The 23,003-nt window shown below is 66.8% G+C and carries 26 protein-coding genes; 5 read left to right on the forward strand and 21 right to left on the reverse strand.

The features are described 5' to 3' along the window. The first annotated feature begins 241 nt into the window (after positions 1-241). A complete protein-coding gene (locus tag AZL_RS09780; RefSeq protein ID WP_012974471.1) occupies positions 242-1,018 on the forward strand; it encodes an SDR family NAD(P)-dependent oxidoreductase in 777 nt (258 codons plus the stop codon). 7 nt (positions 1,019-1,025) lie between these two features. On the opposite strand, the gene arfB is transcribed toward AZL_RS09780, so the two are convergent. From arfB to AZL_RS09805, 5 genes are all read right to left on the reverse strand, one after another. After that, a complete protein-coding gene (gene arfB, locus AZL_RS09785) occupies positions 1,026-1,448 on the reverse strand; it encodes an alternative ribosome rescue aminoacyl-tRNA hydrolase ArfB (RefSeq protein ID WP_012974472.1) in 423 nt (140 codons plus the stop codon). Beyond that, positions 1,445-2,365, reverse strand: coding sequence for a 16S rRNA (adenine(1518)-N(6)/adenine(1519)-N(6))-dimethyltransferase RsmA (gene rsmA / locus AZL_RS09790; RefSeq protein WP_086935354.1), 921 nt, complete (start codon positions 2,363-2,365; stop codon positions 1,445-1,447). Before rsmA ends, arfB begins: the two co-directional genes overlap by 4 nt. Positions 2,366-2,437: 72 nt before the next feature. Continuing rightward, positions 2,438-2,746 carry an AzlD family protein gene (locus AZL_RS09795; protein ID WP_012974474.1) on the reverse strand — a complete coding sequence of 103 codons (309 nt, stop codon included), beginning with the start codon at positions 2,744-2,746 and terminating at the stop codon, positions 2,438-2,440. Continuing rightward, positions 2,739-3,473, reverse strand: coding sequence for an AzlC family ABC transporter permease (locus AZL_RS09800; RefSeq protein WP_012974475.1), 735 nt, complete (start codon positions 3,471-3,473; stop codon positions 2,739-2,741). The genes AZL_RS09795 and AZL_RS09800 overlap by 8 nt, the downstream gene beginning before the upstream one ends. A gap of 10 nt (positions 3,474-3,483) precedes the next feature. Beyond that, entirely contained in the window at positions 3,484-4,380 is an 897-nt protein-coding gene (locus AZL_RS09805; RefSeq protein WP_012974476.1) for an AraC family transcriptional regulator, read from the reverse strand. A gap of 194 nt (positions 4,381-4,574) precedes the next feature. Here AZL_RS09805 and AZL_RS09810 point away from each other — a divergent pair, with 194 nt between their 5' ends. Beyond that, the gene (locus AZL_RS09810; protein WP_012974477.1) at positions 4,575-5,129 is read left to right on the forward strand and encodes a DUF4405 domain-containing protein; all 555 of its coding nucleotides are present in this window, start codon (positions 4,575-4,577) and stop codon (positions 5,127-5,129) included. A gap of 154 nt (positions 5,130-5,283) precedes the next feature. Here the strand turns inward: AZL_RS09810 and AZL_RS35400 are convergent, their stop codons facing one another. The 8 genes from AZL_RS35400 to AZL_RS09845 form a co-directional block, all read right to left on the reverse strand. Further along, the gene (locus tag AZL_RS35400) at positions 5,284-5,964 is read right to left on the reverse strand and encodes a hypothetical protein (RefSeq protein WP_148219276.1); all 681 of its coding nucleotides are present in this window, start codon (positions 5,962-5,964) and stop codon (positions 5,284-5,286) included. Continuing rightward, entirely contained in the window at positions 5,961-6,515 is a 555-nt protein-coding gene (locus tag AZL_RS09815; protein ID WP_012974478.1) for a zeta toxin family protein, read from the reverse strand. The genes AZL_RS35400 and AZL_RS09815 overlap by 4 nt, the downstream gene beginning before the upstream one ends. A gap of 413 nt (positions 6,516-6,928) precedes the next feature. Continuing rightward, complete coding sequence (locus AZL_RS09820) at positions 6,929-10,411, reverse strand: DEAD/DEAH box helicase (RefSeq protein ID WP_012974479.1); 3,483 nt, start codon at positions 10,409-10,411, stop codon at positions 6,929-6,931. A 189-nt stretch (positions 10,412-10,600) separates the two neighbouring features. Then, positions 10,601-11,266, reverse strand: coding sequence for a phosphatase PAP2 family protein (locus AZL_RS09825; protein ID WP_148219277.1), 666 nt, complete (start codon positions 11,264-11,266; stop codon positions 10,601-10,603). A gap of 100 nt (positions 11,267-11,366) precedes the next feature. Continuing rightward, a complete protein-coding gene (locus tag AZL_RS09830; protein ID WP_012974481.1) occupies positions 11,367-12,761 on the reverse strand; it encodes a PleD family two-component system response regulator in 1,395 nt (464 codons plus the stop codon). 41 nt (positions 12,762-12,802) lie between these two features. Then, positions 12,803-13,210 (reverse strand): response regulator, encoded by a 408-nt coding sequence (locus AZL_RS09835; RefSeq protein ID WP_012974482.1) that lies wholly within the window; start codon positions 13,208-13,210, stop codon positions 12,803-12,805. Positions 13,211-13,474: 264 nt separating this feature from the next. Further along, a complete protein-coding gene (locus tag AZL_RS09840; RefSeq protein ID WP_012974483.1) occupies positions 13,475-14,191 on the reverse strand; it encodes a GGDEF domain-containing protein in 717 nt (238 codons plus the stop codon). 214 nt (positions 14,192-14,405) lie between these two features. Continuing rightward, a complete protein-coding gene (locus AZL_RS09845; protein WP_148219278.1) occupies positions 14,406-15,422 on the reverse strand; it encodes a 2-hydroxyacid dehydrogenase in 1,017 nt (338 codons plus the stop codon). 109 nt (positions 15,423-15,531) lie between these two features. Here AZL_RS09845 and AZL_RS09850 point away from each other — a divergent pair, with 109 nt between their 5' ends. Together AZL_RS09850 and AZL_RS09855 are read left to right on the forward strand one after the other, a co-directional pair. Then, on the forward strand, positions 15,532-16,404 hold the full coding sequence (locus AZL_RS09850) for a cell envelope integrity EipB family protein (protein ID WP_148219279.1): 873 nt from the start codon (positions 15,532-15,534) through the stop codon (positions 16,402-16,404). 191 nt (positions 16,405-16,595) lie between these two features. Next, the gene (locus tag AZL_RS09855; protein ID WP_042442910.1) at positions 16,596-16,823 is read left to right on the forward strand and encodes a hypothetical protein; all 228 of its coding nucleotides are present in this window, start codon (positions 16,596-16,598) and stop codon (positions 16,821-16,823) included. A 45-nt stretch (positions 16,824-16,868) separates the two neighbouring features. On the opposite strand, the gene AZL_RS09860 is transcribed toward AZL_RS09855, so the two are convergent. Further along, entirely contained in the window at positions 16,869-18,188 is a 1,320-nt protein-coding gene (locus AZL_RS09860) for a replication-associated recombination protein A (RefSeq protein WP_012974486.1), read from the reverse strand. Between the two features lie 7 nt (positions 18,189-18,195). Further along, positions 18,196-18,564, reverse strand: a complete 369-nt coding sequence (locus tag AZL_RS09865; RefSeq protein ID WP_042442912.1) for a hypothetical protein — start codon at positions 18,562-18,564, stop codon at positions 18,196-18,198. A gap of 125 nt (positions 18,565-18,689) precedes the next feature. Here AZL_RS09865 and AZL_RS09870 point away from each other — a divergent pair, with 125 nt between their 5' ends. Beyond that, complete coding sequence (locus AZL_RS09870) at positions 18,690-18,950, forward strand: hypothetical protein (protein ID WP_042442914.1); 261 nt, start codon at positions 18,690-18,692, stop codon at positions 18,948-18,950. Positions 18,951-18,960: 10 nt separating this feature from the next. On the opposite strand, the gene AZL_RS09875 is transcribed toward AZL_RS09870, so the two are convergent. From AZL_RS09875 to AZL_RS09900, 6 genes are all read right to left on the reverse strand, one after another. After that, positions 18,961-19,539 carry a YqaA family protein gene (locus tag AZL_RS09875; protein WP_012974487.1) on the reverse strand — a complete coding sequence of 193 codons (579 nt, stop codon included), beginning with the start codon at positions 19,537-19,539 and terminating at the stop codon, positions 18,961-18,963. Between the two features lie 156 nt (positions 19,540-19,695). After that, the gene (gene rplQ / locus AZL_RS09880) at positions 19,696-20,118 is read right to left on the reverse strand and encodes a 50S ribosomal protein L17 (protein ID WP_012974488.1); all 423 of its coding nucleotides are present in this window, start codon (positions 20,116-20,118) and stop codon (positions 19,696-19,698) included. Positions 20,119-20,280: 162 nt separating this feature from the next. Further along, positions 20,281-21,297, reverse strand: coding sequence for a DNA-directed RNA polymerase subunit alpha (locus AZL_RS09885; RefSeq protein ID WP_012974489.1), 1,017 nt, complete (start codon positions 21,295-21,297; stop codon positions 20,281-20,283). Between the two features lie 136 nt (positions 21,298-21,433). Next, positions 21,434-21,832 carry a 30S ribosomal protein S11 gene (gene rpsK, locus AZL_RS09890; protein ID WP_012974490.1) on the reverse strand — a complete coding sequence of 133 codons (399 nt, stop codon included), beginning with the start codon at positions 21,830-21,832 and terminating at the stop codon, positions 21,434-21,436. Between the two features lie 15 nt (positions 21,833-21,847). After that, the gene (gene rpsM / locus AZL_RS09895) at positions 21,848-22,216 is read right to left on the reverse strand and encodes a 30S ribosomal protein S13 (RefSeq protein ID WP_012974491.1); all 369 of its coding nucleotides are present in this window, start codon (positions 22,214-22,216) and stop codon (positions 21,848-21,850) included. A gap of 210 nt (positions 22,217-22,426) precedes the next feature. Then, positions 22,427-22,954 carry a tetratricopeptide repeat protein gene (locus tag AZL_RS09900; RefSeq protein WP_247894331.1) on the reverse strand — a complete coding sequence of 176 codons (528 nt, stop codon included), beginning with the start codon at positions 22,952-22,954 and terminating at the stop codon, positions 22,427-22,429. Between the last annotated feature and the right edge of the window lie 49 nt (positions 22,955-23,003).

The raw sequence follows: 23,003 nt of genomic DNA on the forward strand, positions 1-23,003 counted from the left end.
CTTCACGGGGACTGTTTAACGGGTAAGCGGATGACGAGGCTGGCACGGGATGGGTGACCCGTCCAATGCGCCGGCCTCATGGCGGACATGTTCGGCGGCGGCGTCCGGACGATGCTACCGGCCCGGGGCCGCGTCCGCCCAGGCCCCGTCTGCCGACGGAGGCGAAATGCCGGCGATTGACGATCGCCCCCATCGCGCCGGACAATCCCGCACGGGAAAAACTCTTTGGAGCGGGCAACCCATGCGCAAGGACGATCAAGGGAACGCGCCGGCCATTCTCGTCACCGGCTCACGCGGTGGCGTCGGGTCAGCGCTTTGCCGGCGGTTGCTGGCGATGGGCGACCGGGTCGTCGGGCTCGACGTGGTGGAGGGCGGTCCGGCTGACGATGCGCACGGGGCCGGGCACGGAGGCGCCATGCGCGGGGGCGGCATGCGCCATTACCGGCTTGCCGGCCATGGCGAGGATGCCATCGTCCCGCTCATGACCGACATCGTCGCCACCGTCGGCCGGCCGGCCGGCATCGTCTTCTGTGCCGGGATCTACCCGTGCAAGCCGCTATCCGACTATTCCGCCGCCGGAATGACGGAGGTCTTCGCCAGCAACCTGATCGATTCCCTGCTGATGCTGAAGATCCTCATGGGGCTGCCGCCGGAAAACGCGAGCCAGCCGGCGCCGCTTCGCGTGGTGTTCGTCGGCAGCCAGGCGACGGTGGCGGGAACCGGCGACCCGATCTACACCGCCTCCAAAGCGGCGATCGTCGGCGCGATGAAGAGCCTGACCATGACCCACTCCAACGAGGATCTGCTGTTCAACTGCGTCAGCCTGGGGCCGACGCGGACGCCGATGCTGGACCGCATCCGGCCGGAACGGATGGCCGAACATTTGAAGCGGATCCCGCTCGGCCGCGCCGTGGAGCCGGACGAGGTGGCGGACACCATCACGTGGCTGCTGCATGCCGCCCCGGCGGCGATCAACGGATCGGTCATCGACATCGATGGCGGGCTGTCGCGGCGGTAGGGAAAGGCTAATCCCCGGCCGGCGAGCGCCGCCCCTGCTTCACCTCCGACCGCTTGGCCTTGCCCTCCAGCCGCCGCTCCTTCGATCCCTTGGTCGGCTTGGTCGGGCGGCGGGGCGGTGGCGGTGGAGCGGCGGCGTCGCGGATCAGGTCGATCAGCCGCTCGCGGGCGTCCTCGCGGTTGCGCATCTGCGAGCGGTGGCGGTCGGCGACCAGGATCAGGACGCCGTCCTGGGTCAGGCGCGACCCGGCCAGCCGCTCCAACCGGTAGCGCACCGGGTCCGGCAGGTTGGGCGAGCGCCGCACGTCGAAACGCAGCTGCACCGCCGTTTCGGTCTTGTTGACGTGCTGCCCGCCGGGGCCGGAGGCGCGGACGAACTCCTCCTGCAACTCGCTTTCATCCAGGCTGATGCGGGGCGTGACCCGGATCATGCGGCCCCCTCGGCAGCCCCCTCCGGGGACGGCGCCGCCGGGGTCCAGGACCGGAAGGCGCGGGCCAGGGCCGCGAAGCCGGCGACATCGATCTCCTCCGCCCGCGCGGTCGGGGCGATGCCGGTCTCCTCCAGCAGCGCCTCGGCATTGCCCAGGGATTTCAGGCTCTGGCGCAGCATCTTGCGGCGCTGGCCGAAGGCGGCGGCGGTGACCTGCTCCAGCGCCCGCCAGTCGGCCGGCTCCGGATTGGCGCGCGGGGTCAGATGGACGACCGTCGATTCGACCTTGGGCGGCGGGGTGAAGGCGCGCGGCGGCAGGTTGAACAGCACGCGGGCGTCGGAGCGCCATTGCGTGATCACCGACAGCCGGCCATAGGCCTTGCTGCCCGGCTTGGCGACCAGCCGGTCGGCGACCTCCTTCTGGAACATCAGGGTCAGGCTGACATAGGCGTCGATGCGAGCCAGCCAGCCGAGCAGGAGCGGTGTGGCGACATTGTAGGGCAGATTGGCGACGATGGCGCGCGGAGCGGGCGCCAACTCCTCCGGGTCCACCGTCAGCGCGTCGGCCTCGACGATGGACAGCCGGCCCTGGGCGGCCTCGATGACGTCCTGCAACGCTTCGATGAAGCGGCGGTCGCGTTCGATGGCGATCACCTTGACCGCGTTGGTCGCCAGCAGGGCGCGGGTCAGGCCACCGGGACCGGGACCAACCTCGATCGCGGTGGTGCCGGCCGGCAGATTGGCCGAGCGGGCGATCCGCCCCGTCAGATTGAGGTCGAGCAGGAAATTCTGCCCCAGCGCCTTGCGCGCCTCCAGCCCGAAGCGCGCGATCACATCGCGCAGCGGCGGCAGGGCGTGCGGGTCGAAGGCCACAGCGGCGGCGGCGGGAGCGGCGGGGGCGGAGATCGGATCGGTCATCCCCGACTTATAGGCATCCCCCGCCCGCTTCACCAGACGGCAGTTCGCCCCGATCCGCAGTTTGATGCGGCGCTACAGCAGCCGGCGCAACAGCACGACGGCGACCACCCCGGCCGCCACCGCGACCACCATCGGCACCCGCCGGGCGATCAGGCAGACGAAGGCGGCGGCGATCGCGTCGGACGGGCGCGACAGGGCGGCGGGCGTCACCAGCGCCACCAGCACCGCGCCCGGCGTCGCCTCCAGCGCGGCACTCGCCGCCGGACCGGGCCGCAGCCGCGCGATCAGCCACGGTCCGCCGATCCGCGTCATCCAGGTGACCAGCGCCCCGCCCAGCACGACGGCGAAGACACCCCAGTCCAGACGCAGCGACTCAAGCATGACGCGCCCTCCCCCGCCCCCTGGCTTGCAAGGCGGCGACCGCTCCGCCGGCCAACGCGCCGGCCAGGATGTGCCAAGTGCCGCCCGGCGACAGCGCATGGACGGCCAGGGCGGCGGCGGCGCTCGCCAGCCAGGGCGGCAGGGAGCCCGCCCCGCGCCAGAATCCCGCGAGCAGGCAGAGGAAGACGGCGATGAAAGTGAAATCCAGCCCCCAGGCGGCGGGATCGGCAACCAGCGCGCCGGCCAGCGTCCCAGCCACCGTGCTGGCGAGCCAGGCCAGATAGAGCGTCACCGCCACCCCGTACCAGTAGGCCATCGTCAGTCCGGCACCGCGGCGCAGCGCCAGCGCCCATTGCTCGTCGGTCATGAAGAACAGCGCCAACCCGGCCCGCGCGCGGGAGATGTCCCGGAAACGCGGCTCCAGCGTCGCCCCCATCAGCAGATGGCGCAGGTTGACCAGCAGAATCGCCCCCACCACCGCCAGCCCGGCGCCGCCCCCGGCGCCACCCTTGTCCAGCAGTTCGACGGCGACGAATTGGGAACTGCCAGCGAAGACCAGCGCGCTCATCAGCCCCATGTCGAGCGCCGACAATCCGGCCTTGGCGGCAAGGCTGCCCAGCAGGAAGCCGAAGGGGATGGCGCCGGCCACGACGGGCAGGGAATGGAGGACACCCGACGCGAACTCCTGCCGCAGGGATGCCGGTATGGGGAGGCTGTCAATGCTCATGGGCCGCAAGCTAGGCGGCGGTGGCGGCCGCGTCTTGGACGGGATTGCTGCCGCGCCGGTATTGGCCGGGGGAGACGCCGACCCGACCCTTGAATACCCGGTTGAAATGCGCCTGGTCGCAGAAACCGCAGGCCAGCGCCACCTCGGCGAGCGGCAAGGGTCCGGCGAGCAGCCGCTTGGCCTGGACGACGCGCCGGTCGGTCAGGTAACCGTGCGGGGTCGTTCCCACCGCCGCCCGGAAGACCCGCAGCAGATGGAAACGGCTGAGACCCGCCGCGGCCGCCAGATCGGCCAGTTCGACCGGGCAGTCGAGATGGGCGTCGAGATACGCGCGCGCCCGGCGGACCGCCGCCGGCTCATGCCCCGGTCCGCGCGGGCGCGCCGTCAGGTCGCCATGGCGCAGGGCCAGCGCGGTAAAGGCGCGCAACGCGTCGGTCTCGGTACGCAGCGCCTCGCGATACGGCCCCTCCAGCCCATGATGCAGGCCGCGCAGGGCCAGGAACAGCTCCGGGTCATCCAGTTCCATGGCGGTGAAATGGGGCAGCGCCGGGCGGCCCAGCGCGTCGGCCATCGCCTGTTCGAACAGCGCCACCGGGGGATAGAACATGCGGTAGGCGTAACCATCCTCGGCCGGCCGCCCGTCATGCAGGATCTCCGGGTCGAGCACCACCACCTGACCGGCCCGCGCCACCCGTTCGGCTCCGCGGCAGCGGTACAGTTCGGTCCCGGCGGTGATGACGCCGACCACATAGGTCTCGTGGGTGTGGGGGGCGTAGCTGTGGCGCTGGAAACGGGCGTTCAGGCATTCCATGCCGTCGAAACGCGCCTCCCGCCACAGCCGGGCGAAGTCGCCGCCACCGGCCGGCGTCCTGGGCAATGAGGGGTTCAGGGCTGATCGCTGGTCCATGCCGCAGTCTAACAGGCCGGCACGGCGACCGTCTTGGACAGGATTGCGGGGGGCTTCACCTCCACCACGACATCTCCTTCTTCTACCTATGGTTACAAACTGATACAAGTCAGACATCCGACGGTTATCAGGCGGTTACAATCCGGCGCGATCCTTCCGGAAAAATCGGGACACCAACCGGAAAGACGACAGCCATGACCAGCATCGACACATCAGCCCGGACCGCCGCGAAAAGCGGGGCTTCCGTCTCCAGGACCATGACCCGCGACGTGGTGACGCCGGTCACCATCGTCACCTTCGCCGTGTCCACCGTGACCGGCATCATGCTGCTCGGGCATTGGAACGCCGGGCTGGTGCGGTTCTCACATGAATGGCTGAGCGTGGCCTTCTCCGCCATCGCGCTGTGGCATCTGGTGAAGAACTGGCGCGCCTTCACCGGCCACCTCAAGCGGCGTGCGGCGCAGGCGGCCTTCGCCACCAGTCTGATCGTCTCGGTGGCCTTCACCGGCCTGACCGGCGGCACGGGCGGCGGGGGGGCCAATCCGGCGGCCGTGTTCGGCGCCTTGTCGGCCGCGAAGCTGGAAACCGCCGCCCCGGCGCTGGGCCTGATGTCCGACAAGGCGGTGGAGGTGCTGAAGGCCGCCGGCATCGTCGCCGCACCGGACGAGACCCTGACGGCCATCGGCGAGCGCGCCGGCAAAAGCGGTGCCGCGGTCGCCAGCCTGCTGGTCGGCAAGCGAAATCAGTGATCTCAAGCAGGAGGTCACGCCATAGAACCGCCACCCGGTGACCCAAGCTTACGCAAAAACACAAATATTAAGGGGCGGAATTTACTCCGCCCCCTCGAGGATAATTCACGATTTATCATCAATCGCATTGAATTCTTGAGAAGAGATAGACTATTTACCGTCCATTCTCCACGCTCTTCACTTCATTTCTTTCGCTTTCAGGGCTTTCTTTTTCATTAACCAAACGCACTTCAGCATGATCGGTGATCACGTGACTCCAATGAACCTGCTTGTTCATCCAGGCCCTCAACACATTCTGTAAATTTTTAACTCTCATATTATTATATTTGCGCTCGATATCTTTGTTTTTATTGCGAGCGCCACCAGCCACGAGAGATACCCCGGACTTCACAACCCCTTTCGGCAACATGGCATGGCTAAGATCCTCACCCGGTTCTCCTGAAGAAGATTTCAGGGCGGAGAAATTTATCGCCTTGGCTTTTAAATACTCCAGCCTTGACCTTCTTTTCCTCCTATTTTTCTTTCTTTCTTCTTTTGCCGCGACCAGCTTCACCATGAAATCATTGAATTGCCGACTAGGGGCGGATGAAAGGGAAACATCATACGCCTCCCGATTTATCTCGACAGCAACCGTCGACGTGACATTGCTCTTCTGAATGGCGCTGTTCGCATCTGACGCTTGGCTCGAAGCCAGCGCTGCGGCTTCAGCCTTCTTCTTTGCAATCAAATCTTGCAGATATTGCGGAATTTTGATCGGATTTTGTGGATCGGAAGCCGGGCGGCAATCAAAGCCGTCGTACCTCTCGATTTGCTCAGCCGTCAGCTTGTGGCTCATTCCACTTTCTCCGAGATCAATTTGGGCGGCTGCCCCGAAGGCACGTCGTTATCGCGAAAGCTCCAGGCATCCGCCGAATCCTTAACAGCGTCAAACGACGCTTCGTTCCGTGTGTTCAACAATATCACCTCAGGCGGAACGAAGCGACCCGACTTTCCAAGGAAGCGGTTGACCGCCCTTTGGATCGCCGTTTTCCTCGATAAATACATATAGTGCAGTTCAACGCGATAACCAGCATCCTTGAAACGCTTGATCAGCGCCACCGCCTTGTCTGTCGTCTTCAGCGTTGCGTCGTGAACAAGGTTCAGCCCAAGATCGAACGCGGCATCCGTAAGCCTGTCAAACAGCTCGGAAGATTCGTCATGAAAGAGGTAGGCATTCCACCCCTCATACCCCGGCAGCATCTCCTTGATGGTGTCGGCGTCAAGGACGATGTAATGGTCCGGATCATAGACTTTGCCTTTGAACCAACTCTTTCCCGATCCCCCGCGCCCCCGAGCATGATGAATGTAGGGGGCCGGCCTTTTTCCGGTTTGGCTTTTTCGATCCACTCATCGGAGAAGACAGCCGAAAAAATTAAATCATGTAAAGCTTGTCGATCCTGGGAGTATTCCCCTTCTGTTTTAAATATCTCTATTGTTAATTTTCCAGCTTCAACTTTTTTCTCCGCTTCCTCTATGAGAATTCCGGTGCCCGGCGGAAATTCTTTAAGAGCATCGTCGGCCGTAAGGCCCGACTCGTCGCGTTCCGTGTAGTAGTCGACCGCCGAAAAAAGGTCTGGTGGCATCATCATTCAGACCATCCCGGGCCTGAAGCGGGAAGAGCGCTTCCACGAGTCCGGTTTAACCGATCTTTTGCCGCACACGATCACGCCCCCACCATAAACGAGCAATGCCAAAGCGTTTTGCATATTTGAAGAGGTGTGGCAACGGTCAAATTTCAGGAAAGCGGCAGATCTCGCTCTCTACTCCTCCTCACCGTCACCGAGCAGATAGTCGATGTCGCCACCGTCGAGCGCGCTGACCAGACCCTTGCCCTCGATGGTGGCGGCCGACAGGCTGCCCTTGCGGCGCTGGAGGTCGAGGATGCGCTCCTCCACCGTGTTGGCGGCGATCAGCTTGTAGACGAAGACCGGCTTGTCCTGGCCGATGCGATAGGCGCGGTCGGTGGCCTGATCCTCCGCCGCCGGATTCCACCAGGGATCGTAATGGATCACCGTGTCGGCGGCGGTCAGATTCAGGCCGCGCCCGCCGGCCTTCAGGCTGATCAGGAAGACCGGAACCTCGCGGTTCTGGAAGCGGTTCACCGGCAGGGCCCGGTCCAGCGTGCGGCCGGTCAGCTCGACATAGGGTATGGCCGCCTTCTCCAGCTCCAGCTTGATCAGGTCGAGCATGGTGGTGAATTGCGAGAAGATCAGGATGCGCCGGCCTTCCGGCACCATCTCCTTCACCATCCCGGTCAGGGCGTGCAGCTTGGCGCTCGGCCGCGCCTTGCCGCCCAGGGCGGCGATCGATTTCAGCAGGCGCGGGTCGCAGCAGACCTGACGCAGCTTCAGGAGCGCGTCGATCACCGCGATGGTGTTCTGGCCCAGCCCCCTGCCGCTGGCGGCCAGCGCCGCGCGCACCGTCTCGTTCACCGACAGGCGGATGGTCTCGTAGAGGTCGCGCTGGTCGCGCTCCAGGTCGATGCGCACCACCACCTCGGTCTTCGGCGGCAGCTCCTTGGCCACCGCCTCCTTGGTGCGACGGAGCAGGAAGGGACGGATGCGGCGCATCAACAGATTGGCGCGGGTGTTGTCGCCGCGCTTCTCGATCGGCACGCGATAGCGTTTGCCGAACTCCTTGCGGTCGCCCAGCAGACCCGGCATCAGGAAGGCGAACTGGCTCCACAGCTCGCCCAGATTGTTCTCCACCGGGGTGCCGGACAGGCAGAGCCGGTGCCGCGCCGGCAGGGCCGCCACCGCGCGGGTCGCCTTGCCGTCGGGGTTCTTGATAGCCTGCGCCTCGTCCAGCACGATCATGTGCCAGGTCAGGCGCTTCAACAGGTCAAGGTCGCGCGCCACCACGCCATAGGTGGTCACGACGATGTGGGCGCGGTCGATCTCGGCCAACTTGCCGTGACGGTCGACGCCATGCAGCACCACCACCCGCAGATGCGGGGTGAAGCGCTCGGCCTCCGCCGTCCAGTTGGGCACCAGGCTGGTCGGCACCACGACCAGGCAGGGCTCGGTCAGGCGGCCCTCATGCTCCTCCATGGCGATATGGGCCAGGGTCTGGGCGGTCTTGCCCAGCCCCATGTCGTCGGCCAGGATGCCGGCGACGTTGTTGGCCCGCAGGCTCTGCATCCAGGCGAGGCCGGCGCGCTGATAATCGCGCAGCTCGCCCCGGAAGCCAGGCGGCGGCGTCATGTCGCCCGGCATCTCGTCGGCGCGCAGGCGCTGGAGATAGCCGTCGATCTGCGCCGCCCCGTCGCCGCGCCGGGCGATCAGGTCGTCGATGTCCAGCAGCGAGTCGGCCTCGGCCAGCGGCACCTTCAACCGGTCGCCGCTGCTGCGCCCGCTGTCCAGCATGGCTTCCAGAACGCTGAGCAGCCGTTCGATGCGCTCGGCCGGCAGGGCCAGGACGTTGCCGTCGTCGAGAACGATGTGGGCCCGGCCATCGATGACCCGCGTGCTCGACAAGCCGCCCTTTTCCACCAGCCGGGCCAGGATCGGCAGCAACGGCTGGCGCTCGCCGTCGATCTCGACGCCGACATCCAGGTCGAACCAGCCGTCACCGGCATCGCGCACCGCGACGTCGACCTCGGCCCCCGGTTCGATCACCCTGGTGCCGAAATCGGCGCCGACCTCGACGATCCAGCCGGCCCTGGTCAGGGCGGGAATCTCGTTGGTGAGGAAATGCTGCCAGCGCTCCTCGACATCGCGACCGGTCAACCAATGGACGCGGGCACCGCGGGCGTTCAAAGCCCCCTTGGGCGGCTCGATCCTCGCCTGGGCGAAGCCGAGGCCGGACAGCCGGTCCAGCGCCCCCTGCTCGTCCGCCTTGTCGCGGCGGACGAAGACGACCTCGCCGAACTCGTCCTCGTAACGGGCGAACTGGCGCTGGTCGTCGGGCTCGATCTCCACCGGACAGCCATCCTCGCCATAGTCGAAGGACAGCCGCAGCACGTCGACCAGCCCGTCGGCCGGCGTCACCACCCGGCCCAGCCGCGCGATGATCCGCGGGGAACGATCGACGATGGCCGCCGCATCGGCCGCCCCGCTGCGCACGCCGGGAATGGCATTGTCGCGGAAGCCGGGAGCTGTGATCGAGGGTGGCGGCGGAGTGATGCGCGGCATCGCGGCGACACCGCCGCGCGCGGGGGCGAACAGGCGGGACGGCGTCGCCTTGGACGGCACCGGCGGCGGAAGCGGCGCGGGCGGCACCGGCTTGGCCTTCGGCACCTCCACGACCTGGAGATCGACGGGAAAGACGGTGCCGGTGGCGCTGTCGACGCACCAATAGGACTGGCCCTTCAGCAGGATGCCGCGTTCCGGCAGGCCGGTCGGGCGCAGCTTGCGGGTGGCGGGGTCGCGGAAGGTACGGACGGTGCGGCCCGGCGCTTCGGCCAGCGGGGTGCCGTCGCGCCAGCGCAGCCGCCCGGTGGAGAGCAGGCGGCGCAGCAGGCGGTCCACCGCCTCGCCCCGGCTCTTGGCGACGGGGGTGCGCTCGGTGCCGCCGCCGCCGAGCAGACGGGCGATGGCGCGGTCGGCATCGCCGTCCAGCGAGCGCGGCGCCTTGGCCAGCACGTCGCGCGGGGTGGCCGGGCTGATGTCGGCGGTTCCGTCCGTCACGAATTCCGCCAGGATGTAGCAGGCGACATCGCCCTGCCCCGGCTCCAGCGTCCAGCGCAGGCCGCGCACCGGCTCCGGCGCCGACGGGGGAGGCGGCGGGGCAAGCCGCGGGACCGGCGGATGGACGGCTGGCGGATGGATGGCCGGCGGACGGACCAGGGTGAGCGGCGGTTTGGGCGCGGGTGGCCCCGCCACCGTCGGCGGGCCGGCGACGGGCGGCGTGGGAAGAGGCGGCGGCGCCAGCGGCGCCTTGACGTCGGCCACATCGAACAGGGAGGCGCGGCGCCACTCCGGCCGGCTTTCCAGCGCCAGCATCGCCGCCGCCGCCATATGGGCGCAGGCGTTGCGGCCACAGCTACAGGTCCGCTCCAGCACGACGCCGCGCTTGCCCTGCACCGGGATCACCGTCACCGCCAGCCGGCGGCCGAGATCGCTGACCTCCGCCTCGATGCGGTCGCCACCGGGAGAGCCCAGCGTGACGGCCCCCGTCATCATCAGCGTGCGGCCACGCTGCAACGTCTTGGCGTCGAAGACGCGCGTCAGCTCCTCCTGACCGAAGGGGATGGCGGCGCCCCTCGACGAAGGGCCACGCGGCAAGGCATCGAAAAGCGACATGCGGTGCTGAGCTGCCCAGACCAAAGCGGAACGGAACGGAACGGAAACGCGGCGCCGGTATAGAATCTTGCGCAGCGCGACGCAAGTCCTTGACTCATGCGGCAACGCCGATGGCGCCGCGTCGGCGAAACCGCGCGCGGCCGTCCGTCATAACACAGGATGCCGCCGGCTTCACCCGGCTTGGTGGGTTTATCCGCCGAAGCCCGGCAGCACCCGCCCCACCAGCGCGCACAGCTCCGCCCCGCGGCCCAGCAGATGGGCCGCCCAGCGGATCGTCCGCTCGACGAAGGATGGATCGCCGGCGTGGACCAGCAGGGCCAACCCAAGCGCCAGCGCGCCCAGCAGCCAGGGCGAGGGGCGCAGGCGCGGGACCGCGTCCTTGCGGCTGCTCCACAGGAACAGCAGAACCGACAGCGTGCCGATCATCAACCCGGCCGTCACCTCGGCCCAGGAATGGGCTGAGATGGCGACGCGCGAGGCGCCGATGGCCAGCACCAGCGCCACCGCCGCCAGCGGCAATCCGATCCTGAGCCAGCGGGAGCCGGCGGTGCGCGCCGCCAACGCCGACACCGACCCGTAGAAGACGGCGGAGAAGGCGGCGTGCCCGCTGGGGCTGACGAAACGGTCCCCGGCGAACAGCGATGGAAACAAAGGAAATTCCGGCAGGCCACAGCCATGGCCAACCAGCTTCAGAACCACCATGACACCAAGACAGAAGGCCAATGCCAGCAGCCAGCGCAGAGCCAGCGGCGCCGAATTATGGCGCCACAGCGCCGTGGCATAGACGGCGGAAAGCGGAACGAGAAGGCTGCTGCTCCCCAGATGGGTGATGGCGCCGCTGGTGGTGGCGAACATCGGTCCCCCATGGATGCCGGTTGAAGGAATGGCTCTGGCACATGGTGCGACGCAGCAGGACCGGCAAGATGACAAAAAAGAGGGAGCCTTTCCGTCCCTCCTACCCATCCATCTGATCGGCGCGCGCGTCGGCGATGACACAGTTGCGGCCCGACCGTTTGGCCTCGTACAGCGCCTCGTCGGCGCGACGGATCAGCCCCTCGGCGGTGTCGCCCAGCCGGCCGCCGATCGATATCCCGATCGAGACCGTCACATTGATCTCCCCACGCTCGGACGATACGGCGAAGGGGGTGTCGGCGATGCGCGAGCGCAGACGCTCGGCGACGATCAGCGCCGCCTCCCCGTCGGTGTCCGGCAGGATGACGATGAACTCCTCGCCGCCGAGCCGGGCGACGAGATCGAAGGTGCGGAGATTGCGGCTGGAACGGGCGGACACCTCGCGCAGAACCTCGTCGCCGATGGCGTGGCCGTAGGTGTCGTTGACCACCTTGAAATGGTCGATGTCGAACATCAGCACCGACACCGGCTTGTGGCTGTCGATGGCGCGTTCCAGCAGCCGGGGCAGATGGGCGTTGACATAGCGGCGGTTGAAGACGCCGGTCAGGCTGTCGGTCAGCGCCATCGAAAGGCTCTGCTCGTAATTGGAGCGCAGCCGTTCCTGATAGCGCTTGCGCCGGATCTGGGTGCGGGCGCGGGCCAGCAGCTCGTTGCGGTCGACCGGCTTGACGACATAGTCGTTGGCGCCGAGCTCCAGCCCCTTGGCCACCTGCCCCAGGTCGCCGTCATCCACCATCAGAAGGATCGGCACCTGCCGCGTGCGCTCGTGAGAGCGCAGTTGCGAGCAGAGCCGCAGCCCGTCCTCGTTCAGCAGGGTCAGGCTGACCACCACCAGATCCAGCGAACCGCCCAACGCCCGCTCCAGCGCCTTGGCACAGGTATCGGCCGACATCACCGTGTTGTGGTCGCGTTGCAGGGTCTCCGTCACCTTCTCCAGGTCGAGGACGGAGTCCTCCAGCACCAGCACGCTGGCGCGCTCGAAGGATTCGCTCAGCATGGTGCCGCTGCGCTCGATGACGCCGAACTGGCCCGACGTGCTTTCGCGCAGGCGCCATTCATCCATCATCATCTTCAGCCGCACCAGCGAGCGGACGCGCGCGAACAGCGCGATGTCGTTCACCGGCTTGGTCAGGAAGTCATCCGCCCCCGCCTCCAGGCCACGGACACGGTCGGCGATGTCCGACAGCGCCGTGACCATCACCACCGGGATGTGCATGGTGGCGGGGTCGGACCGGATCTTCTCGCAAACCTCGAATCCGTCCATGCCCGGCATCATCACGTCCAGCAGGACGATGTCCGGCGATTCCGTCCGCACCATCTCCAGCGCGTCCGGTCCGTTGGAGGCCGTCAGCACGTTGAAGTACTCGCGCGTCAGCTTCGCCGCGAGCAGCTTCACATTGGGCAGAACGTCATCGACAACCAGAACACGCGCGGACATCGGAATGAAAATCCTGCAGTATTGCCACAAAGAAAAACGACTTAACCGAGAAACTTCTTAACCGTTTCCAGAAACTTCACGACGGATATGGGCTTCGCCACATAATCCTCGCAGCCGCCCTGACGGATTTTCTCTTCGTCGCCCTTCATGGCAAAGGCGGTGACGGCGACGACCGGGATGCTCTTCAACTCCGGATCGTCCTTGATCCAGCGGGTGACCTCCAATCCGGAAACTTCCGGCAACTGGATGTCCATCAGGATCAGGTCGGGACGGTGTTCGCGGGCCAACCGCATCGCCTCCACACCTTCGCGGGTCTGCAGCGTGCCATAGCCGTGGGCTTCGAGCAGATCATGAAAGAGCTTCATGTTCAGCTCGTTGTCCTCGACGATGAGGACGGTCTTGGTCGGCTTACCACCGGTCGACAGGCGACCGTCCGGCTCCGCTGACATGCATCCTCCCTGGGTCCGAACCCCCGCGTTCACGCCGCCTCCCGACCGATCGGGCAAAGACGCGTTCGCCGGATCGCAATTCCGGTATACCCTCTTTCTGATTAGGTCGCGACGGTTAAATAGTCGTTACCGGACAGCTGGCGGACATCCCCAAGCGACCGCGACCGCCCTGTCGGAAAAGGGAAAACCGCCCGCGGCAAGTGCGGGCGGTTCCGGTTGGGCGGGCTGGATTGTCCCCGACGGCAATTCGCGGCGAATGGCCGGTCAGGCCGCCCGCTTCGTCTTGCGCTTGGCGTCGCGCCGGCGCGCTCCCTTGGCGCCATACATCATGGCATCGGCACGGCGCATCACCTCGTCCTCGTTGTCCCCGGCGCCATAGGGCTGGGTGCCGACGGAGAAGCGCACCGGCAGGGTCTCCCCGCCCCATTCGACATGGGTGGCGTCGGCGATGGCGGCGAGCTGGCGGGCGCGGGCGAGGCCGCTGGCGGTGTCGGTGTTGGTCAGCAGCACGGCGAACTCGTCGCCGCCCAGCCGGGCCACGACATCCTCCTGCCTGACATTGCCGACGATCATGCGCGCCACCTGGCGCAGATAGGCATCGCCGGCGATATGGCCATGGGTGTCGTTGATGGCCTTGAAGCCATCGAGGTCGATCATGACCAGCAGGCCGCCGGCGCTGCCGTTGCGGCGGGCCGACGCCAGCTCGCGCCGGAAGTGGCTGTAGAAGCCACGGCGGTTCAGCAGGCCGGTCAGCTCGTCCGTCATCGTCAGGCTTTCAAGGTAGGCGATGCGCTCCTGCAATTCGGCGATCGTCTCCTTGGCCTCCGCGAGCAGGGAGATCGTCTCGTCCAGCGACTGACGCTCGGTCCCCCGCAGAAGCGCGACGCGCGAAGCCAGCGCGACCGGCGACCAACCGACCGGCGCATCGAAACGGTCGGAGGCATGGTGCTTCAGGTCCAGGGCGGCGACGAAGGCGTTCATGGGGTCGGCTCCTCAGATGAAGGTCGGAACACTTCGGCCATACCCAAGCAACCAGCGTGCCAACCCGCCGCACCCGCGGATATCACGCATTTTATGCATTTTTGAACGATTGCGCCGCCGGATCACCCGGCGGGGAGGAACCTCTTTCCCACCCCGCCCGGAATCTTCTGCCCACCCCATCCGTTCGGGGCAGGAAATCACTGCCGGGCCGGCATCAAACGACGCGGTCGGGCGCCGGCCGGCCCGCCATCACCGCGTCGATGTTGTCGAGCGCCCTGAACCCCATGGCGTTGCGCGTCTCCACCGTGGCGCTGCCCAGATGCGGCAGCAGGAAGGCGTTGGGAAGATCACGATAGCCCGGATGCAGGTTCGGCTCGTTCTCGAACACGTCGAGCCCGGCGGCGGCCAGCCGACCGCACTTCAGCGCGTCGATCAGCGCGGCGTCGTCCACCACACTACCGCGCGCGGTGTTGACCAGAATGGCCCCCGGCGGCAGCCGCCCGATCCGGTCGGCGTTCAGCCAATGCCGGGTTTCCGCCGTGGCCGGGAAATGGAGCGACAGGACATCGCAGACCGGCAGCATCGCCTCGGGATCGGCGTGATGGGTGGCGCCCAGTTCCTGGTCCGGCGGCAGGCGGCGGCGGTTGCTGTAATGGATGGTCATGCCGAAGGCGCGGGCGCGCGCCGCCACCGCCTGGCCGATGCGGCCCATGCCGATGATGCCCAGCCGCTTGCCTCCGACATGGGTGCCCATCAGTTGGGTCGGGGTCCAGCCGGTCCAGGCGCCGGCGCGGATCATCCGCTCCCCCTCCGACGCGCGGCGCGCGGCCCCCAGCAGCAGCAGCAGGGCGATGTCGGCGGTGGCGTCGGTCAGGACGTCGGGCGTGTTGGTCACGGTCAGGCCACGGGCCCGCGCCGCCTCCAGGTCGATATGGTCGGTCCCGACGGAGAAGGTCGCCAGCACCCGGACCCGCGGCGGCAGGGCCGCGATGGCGGCGGCGTCCAGCCGGTCACCGGCGCAGCAGAGCACGGCATCGGCCCCGGTGGCCGCGGCACGGTCGGCGATCTCCCGCCCGCCGAGCGCCTGGTCCTGAGGATTCAGCACCGCCCGGTAATCGCGCGCCGCCCGCGCCTCCACCGCATCGGGAAGGTGGCGGGTCAGCAACAGCACCGGGCGGGATGCTGGACTGTCCGACTGCGCCGCAAGCGGCATCTCGGCGGGGCTTGTCATTCCGGCGGTTCCCTTCCATTGATTAGGACATTCGGGTGGCGGGCCTTTCGGACCGCGGGAAAAACACCCATACTTCACCCAGTGCCGTCAATCACCTGTGGATCCCGCCTTGCTCGAGCGTCTTTCCGCCTTTCCGGCAACCATTGGCCCGGCAACCGTTGGCGCGGTCCTCGCAGCCGCCATCTCCACCGGCGCCTTCCTCGCGGCCTCCCCCGCCCTGGCACAGCCTGCGGCGACCTCGTTGGCGGCGATGTCGGCCAGGATCCAGCCGCACCGCGCGATCTACACCATGGCGCTGGCCTCGGCGCGCAACGGGTCGAAGGTCAGCGACGTCCGCGGACGCATGATGTTCGAATGGGCCGACGCCTGCGATGGCTGGACGACGGAGCAGCGTTTCCAGTTGCGCTTCGTCTATAGCGAAGGCGACGACATGGCGATGAACACCAACTACACGACCTGGGAGGCGAAGAACGGCCTGCGCTACCGCTTCAATGTCCGCAAGCTGGTCAACGGCGAGGTGGACGAGGAGGTGCGCGGCGAGGCGAACCTCAACGCCGACGGCGCCGGCACCGCCCAGTTCACCAAGCCGGAGCCGCAGGAGATGGATCTGCCGGCCCGCACCATGTTCCCCACCGCCCACACGCTGGCGATCCTGGACCATGCGGAACGGGGCGAGCCCTTCTTCTCGCGCACCATCTTCGACGGTTCCGACGCCGAGGGTCCGACCGAGGTGTCGACCGTGGTCGGCAAGCCCGGCACGCCGAAGGATGAGGCGAAGAGCCCGCTGTTGAAGGTGGGCAAGGCCTGGCCGGTGCGCATGGCCTTCTTCCCGCTCCAGAGCGATTCGGCCCAGCCGGAATATGAGATGAGCCTGAATCTTCTGGAGAACGGCATCGCCGAATCCATGCTGATCGACTATGGCGACTTCACCGTCAATGCGGTGCTGGAGAAGATCGAGGCGCTGCCGAAATCCGGTTGCTGACCGGCACGGCGGGCGCCGGACGCCCGCGTCCGTGATATTTCAGGCCCGGCCGCCGGACCGCCGCCGCCGGACCGCCGATGTCACGGCCGTTTCCCTGTTGATCGCGACTCGCCGCTGCGCTTAACTGTCGATTGAAATTTGGCGCAACAGGCCGGCCCGATCGGTCGCCGGCCGTCCGAGGGCATTCCGTCATGAGCAAGAAGCATGTCCAGATCGGACAGGTTTTCCAGGCGATCGGCAGCGCCGGTGGCCGCGGTTGGCGGGTAACGGCGACGGTCAACCTGCTGGGCATTCCCCATGCCCGCGTCGTCTGCACCGAAGACGATGGCGTGTTCAAGACCCTGAGCTGTTCGGTCCTCGCCGACACCAGCCACTACCGTCTCATCGCCTCGGCCCCGGCGGACGGGATGGCGGCCTGAGCCGTAATCCCGGAAGTCGCCGGCCGGTACCCCCAACCGGACGGCCTACTCCTCTCCGCGCCGCTCGCGCAGCTTGGCCCAGTAATCCAGGCGCTTGCGCAGATCGCGCTCGAAACCGCGCTCGACGGGCTGATAGAACGCGCGCCGCGCCATCCCCTCGGGGAAGTAGTTCTGGCCGGAAAAGCCCTCCGCCGTGTCGTGGTCGTACTCGTACCCCTTGCCGTAGCCGATGCTCTTCATCAGCTTGGTCGGCGCGTTCAGGATATGCTTGGGCGGCATCAGGGAGCCGGTTTCCTTCGCCGCGCGCACCGCCGCTTTGTAGGCCGTGTAGCCCGCATTCGACTTGGGCGCCGTCCCCAGATAGATGACCAGCTGCGCCAGGGCCAGTTCGCCCTCCGGGCTGCCCAGCCTTTCATAGGCCTCCCAGGCGGCGATCGCCTGGGTCAGGGCGTTGGGGTCGGCCAGACCGACATCCTCCACCGCGAAACGGGTCAGGCGCCGCGCGATGTAGCGCGGATCCTCGCCGCCATCCAGCATGCGGCTGTACCAGTAGAGCGCCGCATCGGTGTCGGACCCGCGCAACGACTTGTGCAGGGCACTGATCAGATTGTAATGCCCCTCCTGCGCCTTGTCATAGAGCGGGGCGCGGCGCTGGATGGTGGCGGCGAGCGCGTTGGTGTCCAGCACCGCGGCACCCGGCAAGGCGAAGAGCTCCTCGCACAGGTTGAGGCAGAAGCGGCCGTCGCCATCGGCCATCGCCTTCACCGCGGCGCGGGCGTCGGCGTCCAGCGGCAGCGGCCTCCCCATCTCCGCCTCGGCCCGCGACAGCAGCTTTTCCAGCGCCGCATCGTCCAGCCGGTTCAGGACGAAGACCTGCGCCCGCGACAGCAAGGCGGCGTTCAACTCGAAGGATGGATTCTCGGTGGTGGCGCCCACCAGCGTGACGGTGCCGTCCTCGACGAAGGGCAGGAAGCCGTCCTGCTGGGAACGGTTGAAACGATGGATCTCGTCGATGAACAGCAGCGTGCCCTGCCCCGCCGCCCGGCGGGCGCGGGCGGCGTCGAAGACCTTGCGCAGATCGGCGACGCCGGAGAAGACCGCCGACAGCGGTTCGAAATGCAGGTCGGTGCTGTGGGCCAGCAGGCGGGCGATGGTGGTCTTGCCGCAGCCGGGCGGCCCCCACAGGATCATGGAGGCCAGCCGCCGCGCCGCCACCATGCGGCCCAGCGGCCCGTCGGGCTTCAACAGATGATCCTGCCCGACCACCTCGTCCAGCGTGCGCGGGCGCAACCGGTCGGCGAGCGGGCGGGGAGCCGCCGACTCGAACAGCCCGGCATCACCGCCCGACTCGCCGCGTTTCGCCATCTCCGCCTCAGCGCACCGAGTTGCAGCGCTGATAGCACTGTTTCAGCTGGAAACCGCAATTGTCGGTCGGGCTGAAGGGGGTCGATTCGGTGCGGTCGATGCCACCGAGGGTGCGCGCCGCCACCGAATCCATGCAGGCATTGTGGCTGCGCTCGCACTGGGCCTGACAGGAACCGCCGGCGCCGGTGCCGCCATCGATCCGCAGCGACTGGTCGTCGGCACCGCCACGCGGCGTGGAGGGGCCGGGGACCACGGTGACGGTGGGGGCCGGGCCGTTGGCCGGACGCCCCCCCGACTGGTCGGCGCAGGCCGACAGGCCGATCAGAACCACGGCCAGAAGCGGGGCGATGAGATGGACCGGACGGAACTTAGCCACGACGGCTCCTATTCTTCTTGTTGCGAGGAGGGCCTTTGGGCATGACGGAATGCCACACCCCTCTGGACCATCCCCCATTCGGCCCCCACTATGCCGATAACCACCACAAGAAGGGAATGACTGAAATGACATCGAAACCGGAGGGCGGGCAACCGCGTCACCGCTCCTGGCGGTTGCTGCTGGCTCTGCTCCTCCTCGGCCTCGTCATGCTGGCCTCGCGCGCGTTGGCTCTGCCCAATGTCGGCATGGCCGAGATGATCGTCCCGCTTCTGGGCGGCCTGTTCGTGGCCGTCGCCATCGTCCTGATCGTGCGCCGCGACCGCGCCGACCGCGACGCCCTGCCGCCGTCCCGGCGCGACCGCCCGGACCAGGGCATGCCGGACTGACCCGTCCCGGTCAGACGAACTTGAAGCTGAGCAGGCCGCCGACCACCACGACCAGAAGGACGGTGGCCACCAGCATCAGACGCTTCTCGATGATCCGCTGAACCTGCGGCCCGTAGAAGTGCATCAGGATCGCGATCATGTAGAAGCGGGAGAAACGGGCGACGATCGAACAGAGGACGAAGACCGTCAGGTCGAGATGGGCGAATCCGGCGGTGATCGTCAGTAGCTTGTAGGGGATCGGCGTAACCCCCTTCAGGATCAGGAACCAGGGGCCGAATTCGGCGAACATCTCCTGGAAATGCTGGAACGACTCCTGCGCGTTGTAGAAGTCGATGATCATCCGCCCGACGCTCTCGAACAGATAGAAGCCCAGCGCGTAGCCGAGCAGGCCGCCCAGCAGCGACGCGAGCGCACAGATGTTGGTATAGAACCAAAGTCGCTTCGGCTTCTCCAGGCACATCGGCACCAGCATCACGTCCGGTGGCAATGGGAAGAAGGAGCTTTCGGCGAAGGAGATCGCCGACATCCACCAGACGGCATCGTCGCGGGCGGACAGGCGCTGTAGGCGCGTGTAAAGAGAACGCAACATTCGACCGGCCACATATGAGAAAACCCTTCCCTCGGGGCTTGGCCCGAAGGAAGGGTCTTGGATAATGCCAATGTAGGCGGTTCCGTCCCGTACGACAAGAAGTCCTGAGACCCGATGCCGCACGGTCCGGACGGCCAGCACGCAAGGCCGGCACGCTTACTCGGCGGTCTCGACCTCGGCGGTCTCCTGGGTCGGGCCGGAGTTCTGGCCCTTGGCCGAAACATCGCGGTCGACCAGCTCGAACACGGCCATGTCGGCGGCGTCGCCATAGCGGAAGCCGGCCTTCAGGACGCGGCTGTAGCCACCCTGACGGTCCTTGTAGCGGTCGGCCAGGACGGTGAACAGCTTGGTCACCGTGTCGTTGTCGCGCAGTTGGGCGAAAGCCAGGCGACGGTTGGCAAGGCCACCCTTCTTGCCGAGCGTGATCAGCTTGTCGACGATCGGACGCAGGTCCTTCGCCTTCGGCAGGGTGGTGGTGATCTGCTCGTGCTTGATCACCGCATTCGCCATGTTCGAGAACATGGCCTTGCGGTGGCTGCTGGTCTTGCTGAACTTACGTCCCGAAACGCCGTGACGCATGGCGGTCCTCCTTCATGGCGTGGCCCCCCTCGGGGAGCCGATCGTGAACCCCGCCGCCCAGTCATAGCGCTGGTACGGCTTGCGGGTCGGGCCGTGGCGGCCCTGGGAAAAGCGCCCTCCCCGCCTGACGGCGGAAAGGGCGCGGGCAAAAAAGCGAGATGCTTAGTACGGCTCTTCCAGACGCTTGGCCAGCTCTTCGATGTTCTCCGGCGGCCAGTTCGGGATTTCCATACCGAGGTGCAGGCCCATCTGGGACAGCACTTCCTTGATCTCGTTCAGCGACTTGCGGCCGAAGTTCGGGGTGCGGAGCATTTCCGCCTCGGTCTTCTGCACCAGATCGCCGATGTAGACGATATTGTCGTTCTTGAGGCAGTTGGCCGAACGCACCGACAGTTCCAGCTCGTCCACCTTGCGGAGCAGGTTCTTGTTGAACGGAACCTCCTCGTGCTTCTCCTCGGAGACGGCGTGCGTCGGCTCCTCGAAGTTGATGAACAGCTGCAGCTGGTCCTGCATGATGCGGGCGGCGAGCGCCACCGCGTCATCCGGCTTGACCGAGCCGTTGGTCTCCACCGTCATCGACAGGCGGTCATAGTCGGTGACCTGCCCGACGCGGGCGTTGTCGACCTTGTAGGACACCTTGCGGACCGGGGAGAACAGGGCGTCGATCGGGATCAGGCCGATGGGCGCGTCTTCCGGACGGTTCTGGCTGGCCGGGACATAGCCCTTGCCGGTCTCGACCGTCAGTTCCATGTTCAGCCGCGCGCCGTTGTCCAGCGTGCAGATGACCAGTTCCGGATCCATGACCTGGATGTCGGGACCGGTCTCGATCATGCCGGCCTTGACCTCGCCCGGGCCTTCGGCGCGCAGGCGCATGCGCTTCGGGCCGTCGCCGCCCATGCGCAGACCCATCGTCTTGATGTTCAGGACGATGTCGGTCACATCCTCGCGGACGCCGGGGATGGACGAGAACTCGTGCAGCACGCCGTCGATGTGGATCGAGGTGACGGCGGCACCCTGCAACGAGGAGAGCAGGATGCGGCGCAGCGCGTTGCCGAGCGTCAGGCCGAAGCCGCGTTCCAGCGGCTCGGCGACCACGGTCGCGAAGCGGTCGGCGTCGTCACCGGGCTGGATCTCCAGCTTGCTCGGCTTAATCAGTTCCTGCCAGTTCTTCTGAAGCACGGATCGACCTCAAGATGCCATCGGGTGAATACGAACCCGCAGGGTCCGAACCATTCCCATGCTGAGGAGGCCGCGATGGCGGCGGCCCCCTGCCCCGGAATGGCCGGTCCCCGCGGGTGCGGAAACGATACTGACCTTAGACGCGACGCTTCTTCGGCGGGCGAACGCCGTTGTGCGGGATCGGCGTGACGTCGCGGATCGAGGTGATCTGGAAGCCGATCGACTGAAGGGCGCGCAGGGCGGACTCACGCCCCGAACCCGGACCCTTCACTTCGACTTCCAGGGTCTTCATGCCGTGTTCCTGAGCCTTGCGGCCGGCATCCTCGGCAGCGACCTGGGCGGCGTAGGGGGTCGACTTGCGCGAACCCTTGAAGCCCATGGTGCCCGACGACGACCAGGCGATGGTGTTGCCCTGCGCGTCGGTGATGGTGATCATCGTGTTGTTGAACGAGGCGTTCACATGAGCGACGCCGGCGGTGATGTTCTTGCGCTCGCGACGACGCAGGCGCTGAGAAGCGGCGGAGGGCTTGGCCATTTTGCGTTCGTCCTCTTACTTCTTCTTGCCGGCGATCGGCTTGGCCGGGCCCTTGCGGGTGCGGGCATTGGTGTGCGTGCGCTGGCCGCGGACCGGCAGGCCCTTGCGGTGACGCAGGCCGCGGTAGCAGCCCAGGTCCATCAGACGCTTGATGTTCATGGCGACTTCACGACGAAGATCGCCCTCGACGCGGTAGTCGGCGTCGATGGTCTCGCGGATCTTCAGGACTTCGTCGTCCGTCAGCTCGTTCACGCGACGCTCGGCCGGGATCTCCAGCTTCGCGCAGATTTCCTTGGCCTTGAAGGGGCCGATGCCATGGATGTAGGTCAACCCGATCTCCACGCGCTTTTGCGCGGGGATGTTGACGCCAGCGATACGCGCCACGCTGCTCTCCTTGATCTCGATATCTCAACGGCAGCCCGTCGGGCCGCCTACACACCGAGCAAATCCCGTCCGGCGTGACGCCGGAAGCGGGAACGCACAATGTTTCCCGCTGCCCCGGCGGGGCGGCGAGAGGGTGCGACTATAGAAAAACTCCAGGACTTGTCAAGACCGATTGCGGCGCGAAAGCGGTGTCCGCGCGGGTCGGACGGGCTAAAGCGCCACCCCCACGCCGCGCGACCGGATCGCGTCGGCCTGGGCGCGGACCCGGTCGAGATGCGGGTTGATCGCCAAAGCCGCATCGAAGGCCCGCAAAGCCGGCTGGTCGTCGCCGAGCGCCAGATAGACCAGCCCGAGCTCGACCAGCGCGCCGAAATGGCGGGGCTCCAGCGACAGCGCGCGACGCAGGTCGAGCATGGCGGCGCGGTAGTCGCCCAGCATGTAATGGGCGGCGGCCCGCTTGTTCCACCCTTCGGCATAGGACGGGTCGCGCGCGACCACCGAATCGAAGGCCCGGAGCGCCGACTCATAGTCATCGTGACTGAGGTCGGCCACCCCGGCCCGCATGTCGCGCGTCATCGCCGGATCAGGATGAGCCAGCCAGAAATCCCAGATATGCTCCTCCACCGATTCGGCATAGGCCGCGTCGGTGGTGGCATGCAAAGCCTGGAAAAGTCTGTCGAGACGCAGGTTTCCCTGACCCGCTCCGGCCGGCACGCCGAGGGTCAGCGACAAAAGCACAGTCAAGGGAAAGAAGCGTCGAATCGTCATGTACCAAATTTGTGCACGG

It is taken from the genome of Azospirillum sp. B510, from assembly GCF_000010725.1.
Taxonomy (GTDB): Bacteria; Pseudomonadota; Alphaproteobacteria; order Azospirillales; family Azospirillaceae; genus Azospirillum; species Azospirillum lipoferum_B.

Bases quoted from the DNA above. Each gene is read 5' to 3' on its own strand.
- AZL_RS09780 (WP_012974471.1), top strand. From the start codon at position 242: ATGCGCAAGGACGATCAAGGGAACGCGCCGGCCATTCTCGTCACCGGC.
- arfB (WP_012974472.1), bottom strand. From the start codon at position 1,448: ATGATCCGGGTCACGCCCCGCATCAGCCTGGATGAAAGCGAGTTGCAG.
- rsmA (WP_086935354.1), bottom strand. From the start codon at position 2,365: ATGACCGATCCGATCTCCGCCCCCGCCGCTCCCGCCGCCGCCGCTGTG.
- AZL_RS09795 (WP_012974474.1), bottom strand. From the start codon at position 2,746: ATGCTTGAGTCGCTGCGTCTGGACTGGGGTGTCTTCGCCGTCGTGCTG.
- AZL_RS09800 (WP_012974475.1), bottom strand. From the start codon at position 3,473: ATGAGCATTGACAGCCTCCCCATACCGGCATCCCTGCGGCAGGAGTTC.
- AZL_RS09805 (WP_012974476.1), bottom strand. From the start codon at position 4,380: ATGGACCAGCGATCAGCCCTGAACCCCTCATTGCCCAGGACGCCGGCC.
- AZL_RS09810 (WP_012974477.1), top strand. From the start codon at position 4,575: ATGACCAGCATCGACACATCAGCCCGGACCGCCGCGAAAAGCGGGGCT.
- AZL_RS35400 (WP_148219276.1), bottom strand. From the start codon at position 5,964: ATGAGCCACAAGCTGACGGCTGAGCAAATCGAGAGGTACGACGGCTTT.
- AZL_RS09820 (WP_012974479.1), bottom strand. From the start codon at position 10,411: ATGTCGCTTTTCGATGCCTTGCCGCGTGGCCCTTCGTCGAGGGGCGCC.
- AZL_RS09825 (WP_148219277.1), bottom strand. From the start codon at position 11,266: ATGTTCGCCACCACCAGCGGCGCCATCACCCATCTGGGGAGCAGCAGC.
- AZL_RS09830 (WP_012974481.1), bottom strand. From the start codon at position 12,761: ATGTCCGCGCGTGTTCTGGTTGTCGATGACGTTCTGCCCAATGTGAAG.
- AZL_RS09835 (WP_012974482.1), bottom strand. From the start codon at position 13,210: ATGTCAGCGGAGCCGGACGGTCGCCTGTCGACCGGTGGTAAGCCGACC.
- AZL_RS09840 (WP_012974483.1), bottom strand. From the start codon at position 14,191: ATGAACGCCTTCGTCGCCGCCCTGGACCTGAAGCACCATGCCTCCGAC.
- AZL_RS09845 (WP_148219278.1), bottom strand. From the start codon at position 15,422: ATGACAAGCCCCGCCGAGATGCCGCTTGCGGCGCAGTCGGACAGTCCA.
- AZL_RS09855 (WP_042442910.1), top strand. From the start codon at position 16,596: ATGAGCAAGAAGCATGTCCAGATCGGACAGGTTTTCCAGGCGATCGGC.
- AZL_RS09860 (WP_012974486.1), bottom strand. From the start codon at position 18,188: ATGGCGAAACGCGGCGAGTCGGGCGGTGATGCCGGGCTGTTCGAGTCG.
- AZL_RS09870 (WP_042442914.1), top strand. From the start codon at position 18,690: ATGACATCGAAACCGGAGGGCGGGCAACCGCGTCACCGCTCCTGGCGG.
- AZL_RS09875 (WP_012974487.1), bottom strand. From the start codon at position 19,539: ATGTTGCGTTCTCTTTACACGCGCCTACAGCGCCTGTCCGCCCGCGAC.
- rplQ (WP_012974488.1), bottom strand. From the start codon at position 20,118: ATGCGTCACGGCGTTTCGGGACGTAAGTTCAGCAAGACCAGCAGCCAC.
- rpsK (WP_012974490.1), bottom strand. From the start codon at position 21,832: ATGGCCAAGCCCTCCGCCGCTTCTCAGCGCCTGCGTCGTCGCGAGCGC.